Source organism: Roseomonas genomospecies 6 (genome assembly GCF_008365375.1).
In the GTDB taxonomy this organism is placed as follows: Bacteria; Pseudomonadota; Alphaproteobacteria; order Azospirillales; family Azospirillaceae; genus Azospirillum.
In genome coordinates this window covers 515,087-526,303 of the sequence record NZ_QOKW01000001.1, presented here as the reverse complement: position 1 = coordinate 526,303, position 11,217 = coordinate 515,087, and the positions used below count along the sequence as shown (strand labels likewise).

Annotated in this window: 14 protein-coding genes and 1 tRNA gene; 7 read left to right on the top strand and 8 right to left on the bottom strand. The window is 70.2% G+C overall.

The window, feature by feature from the left end; genetic code table 11:
• Positions 1-272 (top strand): 4Fe-4S dicluster domain-containing protein (locus DS843_RS02440; protein ID WP_208852167.1); only part of this gene is annotated, 272 nt, incomplete at its 5' end.
• A gap of 21 nt (positions 273-293) precedes the next feature.
• On the opposite strand, the gene DS843_RS02435 is transcribed toward DS843_RS02440, so the two are convergent.
• Positions 294-2,510 carry a helicase-related protein gene (locus DS843_RS02435; protein WP_149467290.1) on the bottom strand — a complete coding sequence of 739 codons (2,217 nt, stop codon included), beginning with the start codon at positions 2,508-2,510 and terminating at the stop codon, positions 294-296.
• Positions 2,511-2,634: 124 nt separating this feature from the next.
• On the opposite strand from DS843_RS02435, the gene DS843_RS31695 reads away from it, so the two are divergent.
• Positions 2,635-3,084, top strand: a complete 450-nt coding sequence (locus DS843_RS31695) for a hypothetical protein (protein WP_286191893.1) — start codon at positions 2,635-2,637, stop codon at positions 3,082-3,084.
• Between the two features lie 7 nt (positions 3,085-3,091).
• Here the strand turns inward: DS843_RS31695 and DS843_RS31690 are convergent, their stop codons facing one another.
• Positions 3,092-3,220: a hypothetical protein gene (locus tag DS843_RS31690; RefSeq protein ID WP_286191892.1), complete on the bottom strand. Its 129-nt coding sequence runs from the start codon at positions 3,218-3,220 to the stop codon at positions 3,092-3,094.
• A gap of 153 nt (positions 3,221-3,373) precedes the next feature.
• Here DS843_RS31690 and DS843_RS02425 point away from each other — a divergent pair, with 153 nt between their 5' ends.
• Positions 3,374-3,874 carry a hypothetical protein gene (locus DS843_RS02425; RefSeq protein WP_149467289.1) on the top strand — a complete coding sequence of 167 codons (501 nt, stop codon included), beginning with the start codon at positions 3,374-3,376 and terminating at the stop codon, positions 3,872-3,874.
• 29 nt (positions 3,875-3,903) lie between these two features.
• On the opposite strand, the gene DS843_RS02420 is transcribed toward DS843_RS02425, so the two are convergent.
• The 5 genes from DS843_RS02420 to DS843_RS02400 all read right to left on the bottom strand — a co-directional run bounded on the left by DS843_RS02420 (position 3,904) and on the right by DS843_RS02400 (position 6,377).
• Complete coding sequence (locus tag DS843_RS02420) at positions 3,904-4,671, bottom strand: Crp/Fnr family transcriptional regulator (RefSeq protein ID WP_149467288.1); 768 nt, start codon at positions 4,669-4,671, stop codon at positions 3,904-3,906.
• Between the two features lie 242 nt (positions 4,672-4,913).
• Positions 4,914-5,249 (bottom strand): Gas vesicle protein V, encoded by a 336-nt coding sequence (locus tag DS843_RS02415; RefSeq protein WP_149467287.1) that lies wholly within the window; start codon positions 5,247-5,249, stop codon positions 4,914-4,916.
• A 131-nt stretch (positions 5,250-5,380) separates the two neighbouring features.
• Positions 5,381-5,863, bottom strand: a complete 483-nt coding sequence (locus DS843_RS31520) for a hypothetical protein (protein ID WP_208852172.1) — start codon at positions 5,861-5,863, stop codon at positions 5,381-5,383.
• Between the two features lie 85 nt (positions 5,864-5,948).
• Positions 5,949-6,167 carry a hypothetical protein gene (locus DS843_RS02405; protein ID WP_149467286.1) on the bottom strand — a complete coding sequence of 73 codons (219 nt, stop codon included), beginning with the start codon at positions 6,165-6,167 and terminating at the stop codon, positions 5,949-5,951.
• Between the two features lie 136 nt (positions 6,168-6,303).
• Positions 6,304-6,377: transfer RNA gene (locus DS843_RS02400), tRNA-Gln, on the bottom strand.
• Positions 6,378-6,576: 199 nt separating this feature from the next.
• Between DS843_RS02400 and DS843_RS02395 the strand changes: the two genes are divergently transcribed.
• From DS843_RS02395 to guaB, 3 genes are all read left to right on the top strand, one after another.
• Positions 6,577-7,605, top strand: coding sequence for a Ppx/GppA phosphatase family protein (locus DS843_RS02395; RefSeq protein ID WP_149467285.1), 1,029 nt, complete (start codon positions 6,577-6,579; stop codon positions 7,603-7,605).
• A 14-nt stretch (positions 7,606-7,619) separates the two neighbouring features.
• Complete coding sequence (locus DS843_RS02390; protein WP_149467284.1) at positions 7,620-8,330, top strand: RlmE family RNA methyltransferase; 711 nt, start codon at positions 7,620-7,622, stop codon at positions 8,328-8,330.
• A gap of 164 nt (positions 8,331-8,494) precedes the next feature.
• On the top strand, positions 8,495-9,973 hold the full coding sequence (guaB, locus tag DS843_RS02385) for an IMP dehydrogenase (protein WP_149467283.1): 1,479 nt from the start codon (positions 8,495-8,497) through the stop codon (positions 9,971-9,973).
• Between the two features lie 70 nt (positions 9,974-10,043).
• Here guaB and DS843_RS02380 read toward each other — a convergent pair whose 3' ends face one another.
• Positions 10,044-10,805, bottom strand: coding sequence for a TrmH family RNA methyltransferase (locus tag DS843_RS02380; RefSeq protein WP_149467282.1), 762 nt, complete (start codon positions 10,803-10,805; stop codon positions 10,044-10,046).
• A gap of 158 nt (positions 10,806-10,963) precedes the next feature.
• Here DS843_RS02380 and DS843_RS02375 point away from each other — a divergent pair, with 158 nt between their 5' ends.
• On the top strand, positions 10,964-11,212 hold the full coding sequence (locus DS843_RS02375) for a DUF1272 domain-containing protein (protein ID WP_208852166.1): 249 nt from the start codon (positions 10,964-10,966) through the stop codon (positions 11,210-11,212).
• The last annotated feature ends 5 nt before the right edge of the window (positions 11,213-11,217 follow it).

Sequence of the window (11,217 nt, the reverse complement as noted above, 5' to 3'; positions counted from 1 at the left end):
ACGAGGAGGACCAGCCGGCGCACCTGACGCTGAAGGACGCCTCGGTTCCGATCGCGGTCAATCTGGCGCTCTACGACGCGCCGGAGACGCGCTACTGCCCGGCGGGGGTGTACGAGATCGTGCGGGCGGAGGACGGCAGCGATCCCCGGCTTCAGATCAACGCGCAGAACTGCGTGCACTGCAAGACCTGCGACATCAAGGACCCCACCCAGAACATCAACTGGGTCGTCCCCGAAGGCGGCGGCGGGCCGAACTATCCCGGCGGCATGTAAGCCGCCGGGGCGATCCCGCCGCTACCGGCGTGGCCCGAAGCGCTTGCGCGGGGCGCCGCGGAAACCGGCCTTGGGCGGCGGTTCGCGCCGCTGCCCGGCGGACCGCGCGCCGCGCGTGGCGAGAAGCTCGGCCAAGCGCCGGCTGACCTCGGCGCGGCGGCTGCGCACCGCGCCGCGTTCGGGGAACAGGGACGGGAACTTGCGCGCCGCCCAGTAATAGAGGTCGCAGGCTCGCGACAGCCCTTCCAGCGCGGCGCCGTCCAGCCCGTCCAGCCGCGCCGGGACGAAGCGCCCGAGCGGAGACGGCTCCCCGGCCTCCACCGCGCCGACGATGGCGGCGAGGATACGGGCCTCCGCCTCGTCCTCCAGGTCGGCGGGGATCAGCAGCAGATCCAGCTTGGCGGGCAGGGTCAGCCGCCGCTCGTCCAGCATCGCCGCCAGCCGCCGCATCCCGGACAGGTCGCCCACCCGGTAGGGCGACCCCGCCGTGCGGGCGTCGGCGAAGCAGTCCAGCAGCAGAACCGTCTCCTCCGTCCCGATGTGCTCGGCCAGCCGGGCCAGCATGGCGCGGGTCGGGCGGACACTCAGCGGCGCGTCGGCCCGCAGCCGCCCGTCCGCCTTCTCAAGGAGGTTTCGCAGGGCCTGCGGCGTGCCCCGTCCGACCACGCCGAACTCCCCCGACTCGAACTTGCCGAACCGCCCGGCGCGTCCGGCGATCTGCTTCACCTCCGTCGCGCTCAGCGGGCGGACGCTGGTCCCGTCGAACTTTTCCAGCGCGGTGAACAGAACGCGGCGGCAGGGTAGGTTCAGCCCCATGCCGATGGCGTCGGTCGCCACCACCACGTCGGCCTCCCCGGACAGGAAGCGCGCCGCCTCCCGCCGCCGAACCTCCGGGGCCAGGGCGCCGTAGACCGCGGCGACCGACAGGCCCTTGGCGCGCAGCGTGTCGCGCACGGAATGGATCTCCCGCCGCGAGAAGGCGATCAGCGCGTCTCCCGGCTCCACCTCTTCCCAGTTCAGACGGCGGTCGATCATCGTCAGCGGCACCTTGCGCTCCAGCTCGATCACCTCCAGCCGCTCGCCCAGATGGGCCGCCACGCGCTCGACCAGCGGGCGGGCCTCCGGCGCGCCCAGGATATAGACGGTGTCCGCCGGGGCGCCCATCAGCGCCGCCGTCCAGGCCCAGCCGCGGTCGGGATCGGCCAGCATCTGGATCTCGTCGATCACCGCCACCTCCACCGGGCGGTCGGGGTCCATCACCTCGATGGTCGAGGCGGTGTGGCGGGCGCCGGGCGTCGATATGGCTTCCTCGCCGGTCAACAGGGACGCCGGCGTGCCCTCCGCGTTCAGCCGCTCCATCACCTCCAGAGCCAGCAGGCGCAGCGGCGCCAGATAAATGCCGTCGTAAGCGCTCTTCAGCGCCTCGATGGCGTGGTGCGTCTTGCCGGAATTGGTGGGGCCGACCACGAGAACCAGCCGCCGCCCCAGCCCGCGCGCCACCGGGAAAAGCTTCTCGAAACGGGCGAGGTCGAAATGCCGGTCCACATAGGCCCGCCCGCGCGCCTCCGCCCGCTCACGGCGCCACACGGCGAACTCCCGGTCCCAGCGCTCCAGCAACTCGTCCACCCCGTGCCGGTTGCGGGCGGCGCGGGACAGCCGCTCGGCCAGCGACGCGAAGGTCCAAGCGTCTTCGGCGCCTTCCGCTTCCGCGGCGTAGCGGTGCAGGCGGGCGGCGGTGCGGGACAGCGCGTCCTCCAGCGCGGCGGTCAGCGCCGGATCGCCCTCCAGCCGCAGGGCCAGATCGTCGTCGGTCAGGTCGGCCAGTTCCATGGCGTCGAGCACGCGCGACACCTGAAGCCGCACGGGGGCAGGGAGGCCGGGCCAGGGAAGGTCGTCGCCGCGCACCGCCTTCACCCGCGTCCGGTCGTCCGCCGGGTGCAGGCTGGTCGACCAGCCCTCCAGCGCGCGGCGCCCCTGGGCGAGCAGGCCGTTGCGCCGCCGCGCGCGGTCCATCGTCCCCTGGATTTCCAGAAGCACCGCCTCCCGCCGCTCCGCCGGGACCAGCAGGTCGCGCTTCCCCTTGGGCAGCGGCAGGCCGAGCGGCACCAGCCCCAGCCCCTCTCCATGGGACACCCGCGCCACGCCCGCGGCGGCGGCGGTCACCACGTCGGGGTGGCCGCTGGCCAGCTCGTGCACCAGATGCGGGTCGATGGAATCGTCCGGGGAGGTCATGTCCATAGGATGGTCTCTGAAGAACTTTTCACAAATCCGCGCTTCATAAATTCGCACTGGCGGTCCGTGCCCATCCATGTCATGAGCCACCTCCCGCAGGGGCACCCCCGGCCCCCCGAGTCATCAAGCCATGACCAGACCGCTCCGCGCAAAGATTCTCCGACCCGACCTCGATCCGGCCAACCGCAAGGGCGCCGGCGGGGAGAACCGCTGCCGCTGCTGCGGGCGGCCCGGCGGCGCCGTCGTGCGCTGCCTGCCGGACGGGCGGTGGTACGACGCCGCCGACCAGACCTGGCGCGACGGGCGTGGGCGGCGGGCGGCCTGGCCCGACGTGGTGGAGTATGCCGAGACCCGCGACGTGCAGGTCGTGGTGCGCCCGGTCCGCCCGTCCGGCAACCCGGAGGCCCGCCCGAAGAACCTCTGCCGCCGCTGCCACATGCAGGAGGAGGCGCTGCGCAACGCCGTCCGTTCCCGCATCCGGGCGCGGATGCGCCGCGCGCTCGGGGACCTGTTCCTTGGCGACTATTCGTCCCCCGGCATCCTGGAGCGCGCCATGGCGCTCTACCGCCGCAAGCCCTGACGGTTCGCTACACCGGTTCCTGCGGTTCGCCGGGCATGGGCGGAGCCTCGACCGGCTCGTCCGGCGGGGCGTCGGGAGGCATCGGCATGGGAATCGGCACATCGGGTTCCTGCGGGGGTGGCGGATAGGGACTCATGTCCGGGCTCCTTCGTCGGGGCGTGGTCGTCCTGTTGAAACGTCACCTCTCCGCATTTGGTCCACCGGCCGCTCCACGGGTGCGGCGCATGACCAAAGTCAAAGCGCCGTGCCGGATCATCGCGGAAGATGCCCGCGAAAGGATCGCCCGCCCATGCCCAGAAGCTTCATCATCGCTCCCCTTGCCCAGACGCAGACCGATCAGGCGCTGCCTGTCGTCCAGGCTCTGCACCGCGACATGACCCTGGCCGAGTGGCGGGAGGTGGCGGCCCCCTTTCTGCGGTCCGGCGGGGACGGCGGCGTGATGGCCTGCGAGATGAGCGACGGGCACATCCGCGGCCTGTTCTGTTACCGCGTCAGCGCGGAAGGGGCGATCCGCGTGCTGACCGTGCCGATCTTCATCGCGGTGGGGCTGTTCGACGCGGCGGCGACTTCCGCCGCGCAGGCGGACGGCATCGACCTTCTGGCGCGCAAGCTGGGCTGCGCCTCGGTGGTGGTGGACGAGCGCGGCTGCGTCGTCGCGGCGACCGCGCCGAAACTCGACGCCGCGGGGCTGTTCGCACGGCTGGGCTACCGCCGGGTCGGACAGGCCTTCGTGAAGGATGTGGGGCCGGAGTTCGGCGGGGAGGGGTATCCGGTGGCGGGCCGGGCCTGATCGGGCTTGGCGGGAAAGGAAACGGGCGTTCAGGCGGCGGCTTCAAGCGCCGCCGGGTTCTCGATGCGGATGCGGTCGTTCGTCAGGCGGGTGATCGCCCCGGCCTCCTCCAGCTTGCGCAGAACGCGCGACAGCGTTTCCGGGCGCAGGCCGAGATAGGCGCCGATGTCCACCTTCGGCATGGGAAGGAAGACGCTGGGCGTGCCGTCCGGCAGGGGACGGGAGCGCCGCGACAGGGCGAGCAGAAAGCTGGACACCCGCTCCACCGCCGTCTTGCAGCCGAGCAGCAGGATCTGGTCCTGTGCCGCCGACAGCTCGACGGAGGTCATGGCGAGCAGCCGGCCCTGCACCGCCGGGTGCCGCTCCATCATCCGGCGCAGGGCCGCCCGCGGCATCCGGCAGATCGTGGAGGCGGTGACCGTCTCCGCCGTGTAGGCGTAGCCCTGGCCCGCCGCCAGCCCGAACACGTCGCCTGCGGTGGCGAAACCGGTGATCTGCTGCCGCCCGTCGGGCAGGGTCTTGTAGAGTTTCAGCATGCCCGACATGACGGTGAAGACGGCCTCGGCCTCCTCCCCCTCCATCACGACCGGGGTCGCCGACAGCAGGTCCAGCGGGCGGGACGACGCCGACAGGTCCGGCAGTTCCCCGGCGGTCAGGGCCGCGCAGAGCCCCTTGCTCCGCGCCGAGCAGCCGGCGCAGCGGCCCGTCACCGCCGCCACCTGTGGCTGGGCGGCGGGCATCGCGGCGGGGATCGACGGCGGAACGGCGGCGGTGGTGGCGGCGACGGAGAAAGTCATGTCTCGTATCCCTGGGCTGTCTCGTTCCGGCGCCGTGGATGGCGCGCTCGATTCGGACGTCCGTCTCAGACTTAGGTCTTGAAGACCAATCCCAAGGTATGAGGGTTGCCCAAGACCGGCCCTGATCTGGATCAAGCGGACCAGGGAATGGTCCGCCCCCGATTCAGCCGAACAGCGCAACGGCCCAGAGGATGGTCCGGGCCGTTGGAAGCGTCATCGCTCTTGTTCGTAAGGGCTGGCCTTCAGAAGGTCCGCCCGGGCCGTCCGCGCGGCGGGAAGCGGCTCGAGGTGGCGCGCATGCTGTTACCCGACGCCGCGCCGGGGTCCGTGTCCTCCTCGCCATCGCGGGGACGACGGGATTCGCGGTCCATCATCCGCGCCGCCTCCGCGCGGGTGATCGAGGATTCCAGATCACGGATGCGCGCCTGCAAGCTGCCGACGACCGCGGCGCCCGCCTGTCGGGATTTGAACTGTTCCAAATCCTGCTTCAGGCGGAGCAGTTGTCCCTTCTGTTCCTGCAGGCTTGGCCCGTCCCGGCGCTTCGTCACGCGATAGACTTTTTCGTCGAATCGGTTCACTGCGTTTCTCCTGTCTGCTCTTAAGCAGATTGGGTCTGCGCGTCGCGGCACCATCGTTCGAATGGGATAGGCCCTGAATTTCCACCGGCGGTGGCAGGGACCCGGCGGACGCCGTTCCCGGAATTCCTGTTTCAGGGCATCCGTTCGTTGACGCTCCGTTCCGCGGCGACCGCTGCGGCCAGCGCGTCGCGGTACCGGCGCAACCGCGCGTAGGCGGGCCATGACATGCCGACCAGCGGGTCGCACCAGTGGACCAGGACCATCAGCCCCAGCCCCGCGAATCCGCCGATCAAGGCGCCGTAGAGCAGACCGGGCAGGGCGCCCAAGATCCAGGGATCGGACAGCCGCCCGGCGTCGTAGGCCTGGACGCCCGCCATCCCCACCGTGGCCGCCAGAGCCAACAGGACCCCGACACGGCCCGGTGCGTACCAGATCCGCAAATCCTCCGGCGTCAGCCCGTAATCTTCGGGCACCGGGCGCGCCGCCGCTTCCGTCACGCCGTCCGGCGGCGCATCGCATCCTGCAGCGCCGGGTGCCCCACAGGGACTTCCGCCACCCTCGATCACCCGCCAGCTCCGCCGCGGGCAGCCGCCGTCTTCGTTCAGCCGTTCCATCGCGTGATATTGCGCGGGCCGGCTGGATTCGGCAACGGTCCCTTGGCGGCGACCGCTGGGCAGCCGCTTTTGCCGAAAGCGCCGGTCAGCCCGCCGGGGGCCGTTGCGGCGGCTGCCCGCCCGCAAGGACGGGCGCGCCGATGCCGCCATCGAACGGCGGCACTTCGCAGTCCGCCTCCGACGCGTATTTCACGATGGTTCCGTCGGCCAGCCGCAGGTCGTATGATGGATGTCCGCCCAAGGTCCGTGCGATCACCATGGCGTCCCGCCCATGATGCCGGACCTTCGTGCCCAGTCGCAGCATGGCTCCAACCCCCACATCCCGTGTTTCGTTAACGAAACCTTACCCCGCGCTGTCGCCAGAGGACGAGCAACAAAAAGGGGCAACGGAAGGCTGCGGTGAACCGCGGCGATGAACTGGCGTGGAGAAGGGGAAAGGTTGGTTGGGGGACTAGGATTCGAACCTAGGCTGGCGGAGTCAGAGTCCGCTGTCCTACCGCTAGACGATCCCCCAGACCGTCACCGGGGCGGCGCTCCGCCGCGTCCCGTCGTGGGCCGCCCTTTTAGCAAAGCGGACAAGGCTTGTATAGAGCTTTTTTCTCGTCCGGCACCTTGGTGTGGGCCGGGGGACACGATCCATCGCCATTCGTGGGGTTTCGCCCGGACGTGAAACCGGGTTAAGATGACTCCCTTAAGCATGGCGGGGAGGATACGTGGACCTTCAGGTGCACAGCGAACGGCAGAACGACACCGGACGGTTGCGTTCGTCGGCCCCTGCGCGCCCTGTGTTCGCCGCTCTCGACCTCGGCACCAACAATTGCCGGCTGCTGATCGCCCGCCCCATTCCCGGCGGTTTCCGGGTCATCGACGCCTTCTCGCGGATCGTCCGGCTGGGGGAGGGACTGACCCGGAACGACCGGCTGTCCGACTCGGCAATGGAACGCACCCTCGCCGCCTTGCGGATCTGCGGCGCGAAGATCGAACGGCGCGGGGTCACCGCCGCCAGGGCGGTGGCGACGGAAGCCTGCCGCCGCGCCCGGAACTGCAACGAGTTCATCGACGCGGTGGAGCGGGAAACCGGCATCGCCATCGAGATCATCTCCAGCCAGGAGGAGGGCCGCCTCGCGCTGGCGGGGTGCGCCTCGCTGCTCGATCCGAACGTGCCCTATGCGGTGGTGTTCGACATCGGCGGCGGTTCGACCGAGCTGATGTGGCTGGCGGTGGAGAAGGGACGGACCCCGCGCATCCTCGACCAGACCTCGATCCGCTGCGGCGTCATCGGCCTGACCGAGCAGTTCGGCGGGGCGGACGCCGACCGCGGCATGTACCGGCGCATGGTGGAGGAGGTGGCGTCGGCCATCGCCGCCTTCGAGGCGCGCAACGCCATCCGGGAACGGGTGCTGGCCGGGCAGGTGCAGATGCTCGGCACATCCGGCACGGTGACGACCCTGGCCGGGGTGCATCTCGGCCTTTGCCGCTACGACCGGCGGGCGGTGGACGGCAGTTTTCTGCGCATCGATCATGCCCGTGCGGTCATCGAACGGCTCGTGGCGCTGGACTTCGACGGACGGGCGCGGCATCCCTGCATCGGACAGGACCGCGCGGATCTGGTGATCGCCGGATGCGCGGTGTTGGACGCGTTGTGCGACTGTTGGCCGGTGGAGCGCCTCCGCATCGCCGACCGCGGCCTGCGCGAGGGAATCCTCGTGGAGCTGATCGGGTCGGCGCGGCAAATCTATTAGGGAAATGTGAGACCATGGTTGGAAAGCCTCCGTCCTCCTCCAAGCCGGGTGGGCGCCGCGCCACCGTCCGCGTGAAGTCCGCGGCCAAGCGCACCACGTCCTCGGCCCGCTGGCTGGAGCGGCACCTGAACGACCCCTACGTGCACGAGGCGACGAAGCGCGGTTTCCGCTCCCGCGCGGCGTTCAAGCTGTTGCAGTTGGACGAGAAGTTCCATCTGCTGGGGCCGGGCAAGCGCGTCGTGGACCTCGGCGCCGCCCCCGGCGGCTGGACGCAGGTGGCGGTGGACAAGGTGCAGACCGGGCGCGAGGGCTGGAAGGTCGTCGGGCTGGACATCCTGCCCATGGACCCGGTGCCGGGCGCCACCACCATGCAGGCCGATTTCCTGGAGGAGGGCGCCGCGGAGCGGCTGAAGGAGGCGCTGGGCGGTCCCGCCGACGTGGTGCTCAGCGACATGGCGGCCCCGACCATCGGGCACCAGTCCACGGACCACCTGCGCATCATGGCGCTGGCCGAGGCCGCCTATGATTTCGCGGAGGAGGTTCTGGCCCCCGGCGGGGCGTTCGTGGCCAAACTGTTCCAGGGCGGGGCGGAGAAGTCCCTGCTGGAGCGGCTGAAGCGCGACTTCACCACGGTGCGCCACGCCAAGCCGCCGGCCAGCCGTGCGGAATCCTCCGAAACCTATGTGGTCGCCACCGGTTTCCGTGGGGCGAACGCGAACGATTAGGTCTACCCCAGGCTGCGGCCCGTTCGCGCAGGTCATGGCTGGCTTGCGCGGATGAGGCCCGGCACACGACAGTTTGTGGTGCAGGCGCCTTCACAAGCCCACGGTCTTGTGTATAGTGCGCCAAATTTTTTTCCGGCCCCTTTTTATCTCCCGGGAGACCGCCGATGGCCCGCTCGTCCACGATCCGCGAAGCTCTGACCTTCGACGACGTCCTCTTGGTTCCGGCCGAAAGTTCGGTCCTGCCGAACGAGGTGGACACCCGGACGCGCCTGACCAAGACCATCGAACTGGGCATCCCGCTGATGTCCTCCGCGATGGACACGGTCACCGAAAGCAGCCTCGCCATCGCCATGGCCCAGGCCGGCGGCATCGGCGTGGTCCACCGCAACCTGACCATCGAGCAGCAGGCCGAAGAGGTCCGCAAGGTCAAGCGGTATGAGTCCGGCATGGTGGTCAACCCGATCACCATCACGCCGGGCCAGACGCTGGCCGACGCGCTCCAGCTCATGGCCGACCACCGCATCTCCGGCATTCCGGTGGTGGAAGGCCGCGACGCCCGCGGCAGCGGCAAGCTGGTCGGCATCCTGACCAACCGCGACGTGCGCTTCGCCACCAACCCGAACCAGCCGGTCAGCGAACTGATGACCAAGGACGTGGTGTCGGTGCGCGAGGGCGTCAGCCAGGACGAGGCCAAGCGCCTGCTGCACCAGCACCGCATCGAGAAGCTGCTGGTGGTGGACGAGGATCACCGCTGCATCGGCCTCGTCACGGTGAAGGACATCGAGAAGGCCCAGGCCTACCCGAACGCCTGCAAGGACGCCCACGGCCGCCTGCGCGTCGCCGCCGCCACCGGCACCGGTCCGGACGGTCTGCGCCGTGCGGAGGCGCTGTTCGACGCCGGTGTCGACGTGCTGGTGGTCGACACCGCGCACGGCCACTCGTTGAAGGTGCTGGATCAGGTGCGCGCCGCGCGCAACATGTCCAACTACACCCAGGTCATCGCCGGCAACGTGGCGACCGCCGAGGCGGCGAAGGCGCTGGTCGACGCCGGTGCGGACGCCGTGAAGGTCGGCATCGGCCCCGGCTCCATCTGCACCACCCGCATCATCGCGGGCGTCGGCGTGCCGCAGCTCACCGCCATCATGGACGTGGTGGAAGCCTGCGAGAAGATGGGCATTCCGGTGATCGCCGACGGCGGCATCAAGTTCTCGGGCGATCTCGCCAAGGCCATCGCGGCGGGCGCCAGCGTGGCGATGCTGGGCAGCCTGTTCGCCGGCACCGACGAGAGCCCCGGCGAGGTCATCCTGTACCAGGGCCGCTCCTACAAGAGCTACCGCGGCATGGGCTCGGTGGGCGCCATGGCCCGCGGCTCGGCGGACCGCTACTTCCAACAGGAAGTCTCCACGATGAAGCTGGTGCCGGAAGGCGTCGAAGGCCGCGTGCCCTACAAGGGTCCGGTGTCGGCGGTCATCCACCAGCTCGTCGGCGGCCTGCGCGCGGCCATGGGCTACACCGGCAGCCAGTCCATTGCCGAGATGCAGACGAAGTGCGAGTTCGTCCGCATCACCAACGCGGGCCTGCGCGAAAGCCACGTCCACGACATCACGATCACCAACGAATCCCCGAACTACCGCCAGGGCTGATCGGGCATTCGTCGGGGTGAGGTCCGAAGAGGCGAGGGGCGTTCCCCTCGCCTTTTTTCATGCCCGCGATTCAGCGGTTGGCGGTGAAGTGGCTGAACAGCGCGACACTCGCTGCGACGGTGGCGTTCAGCGATTCCACTGCGCCTGTGGTCGGGATGGACAGGCGCTGCACGGGCAGGGTGGCGGGCACGCCCTGGCCTTCCTCGCCCAGAACCAGACGCACGTCGCGGGGCCAGCGGAAGGCCGCCATGTCGGCACCCCCGGCGTCCAGCGCGACCAGCGGCCCGGCGGCCCGCTGCACATCCTCCCACCGTCCGCCGCGCAGCAGCGTCAACTCGAACAGGGCGTTCGAGGCGGCGCGCAGGCATTTGGGGTGGTAGGGGTGAGCCGCCCCGTCCAGCAGGATCACCCGCCGGGCGCCGAAGGCGGCGGCGCTGCGCAGCAGGGCGCCGAGATTGTTCGGATCGCCCAGCGCGCAGATCAGTTCCAGCCCTTCCGGCGGTTGCGACAGGTCGATGGCCGGCGTGTCGGGCACCGTCCCGACCAGCAGCGGAAAGCCGGTGCCGGAGGCGTCCAGGGTGCGGAACAGGGCGGGAGCCAGTAGGACGATCTCCAACCCGGCGGGCAGGCGCCATCCCTCCACTTGGGCGGGGTCGGTGACCAGCAGGGTGGAGAAGCGGTCCGGCCAGCGGTCCAGCGCCTCCGGCACGGTCTTCAGCCCCGCCAGCAGGAACTTGCCCTGCTTCTTCAGGCCACGGCTTTCCAGCAGCGATTCCCACAGCTTGAACTGCGGATTCTGCGGGCTTTCGATCAGGCGCGGCGGGCGGGTCATGCGGAGCGGGCTTTCCAGGGCGGGCGGTCGTCGTTGCTGCCGCGGACCTTACGGCGCGGGGCGCCGCGTTGGGAAGGCCGATCGGGTGTCGGCGCCCCGTTCTCCCGCCGCCGCGCCTCTGCTATCATCCCGGGACCACGAAAAGGCGGTGCCCCATCATGCTTGCGCTGCGGCCCAACTGCGAATGCTGCGACCGGGATTTGCCCCCGGAGTCCCTCGACGCCTACATCTGCTCCTTCGAGTGCACCTTCTGCGGCGATTGCCGGAGCGACGTGTTGAAAGGGTTCTGCCCGAATTGCGGGGGCGAACTGGTGCGGCGTCCCGTCCGTCCGGCGGGGAAGCTGGTCAACAACCCGGCCTCCACACAGCGGGTGCTCAAGGCCGAGGGCTGCCCTCCGGCATTCTGACGGCT

Excerpts from the sequence above, each read along its gene's own strand:
- DS843_RS02435 (WP_149467290.1), bottom strand. The coding sequence starts at position 2,510 with ATGGACATGACCTCCCCGGACGATTCCATCGACCCGCATCTGGTGCAC.
- DS843_RS31695 (WP_286191893.1), top strand. The coding sequence starts at position 2,635 with ATGACCAGACCGCTCCGCGCAAAGATTCTCCGACCCGACCTCGATCCG.
- DS843_RS31690 (WP_286191892.1), bottom strand. The coding sequence starts at position 3,220 with ATGAGTCCCTATCCGCCACCCCCGCAGGAACCCGATGTGCCGATTCCC.
- DS843_RS02425 (WP_149467289.1), top strand. The coding sequence starts at position 3,374 with ATGCCCAGAAGCTTCATCATCGCTCCCCTTGCCCAGACGCAGACCGAT.
- DS843_RS02420 (WP_149467288.1), bottom strand. The coding sequence starts at position 4,671 with ATGACTTTCTCCGTCGCCGCCACCACCGCCGCCGTTCCGCCGTCGATC.
- DS843_RS31520 (WP_208852172.1), bottom strand. The coding sequence starts at position 5,863 with ATGGAACGGCTGAACGAAGACGGCGGCTGCCCGCGGCGGAGCTGGCGG.
- DS843_RS02405 (WP_149467286.1), bottom strand. The coding sequence starts at position 6,167 with ATGCTGCGACTGGGCACGAAGGTCCGGCATCATGGGCGGGACGCCATG.
- DS843_RS02390 (WP_149467284.1), top strand. The coding sequence starts at position 7,620 with ATGGTTGGAAAGCCTCCGTCCTCCTCCAAGCCGGGTGGGCGCCGCGCC.
- guaB (WP_149467283.1), top strand. The coding sequence starts at position 8,495 with ATGGCCCGCTCGTCCACGATCCGCGAAGCTCTGACCTTCGACGACGTC.
- DS843_RS02380 (WP_149467282.1), bottom strand. The coding sequence starts at position 10,805 with ATGACCCGCCCGCCGCGCCTGATCGAAAGCCCGCAGAATCCGCAGTTC.
- DS843_RS02375 (WP_208852166.1), top strand. The coding sequence starts at position 10,964 with ATGCTTGCGCTGCGGCCCAACTGCGAATGCTGCGACCGGGATTTGCCC.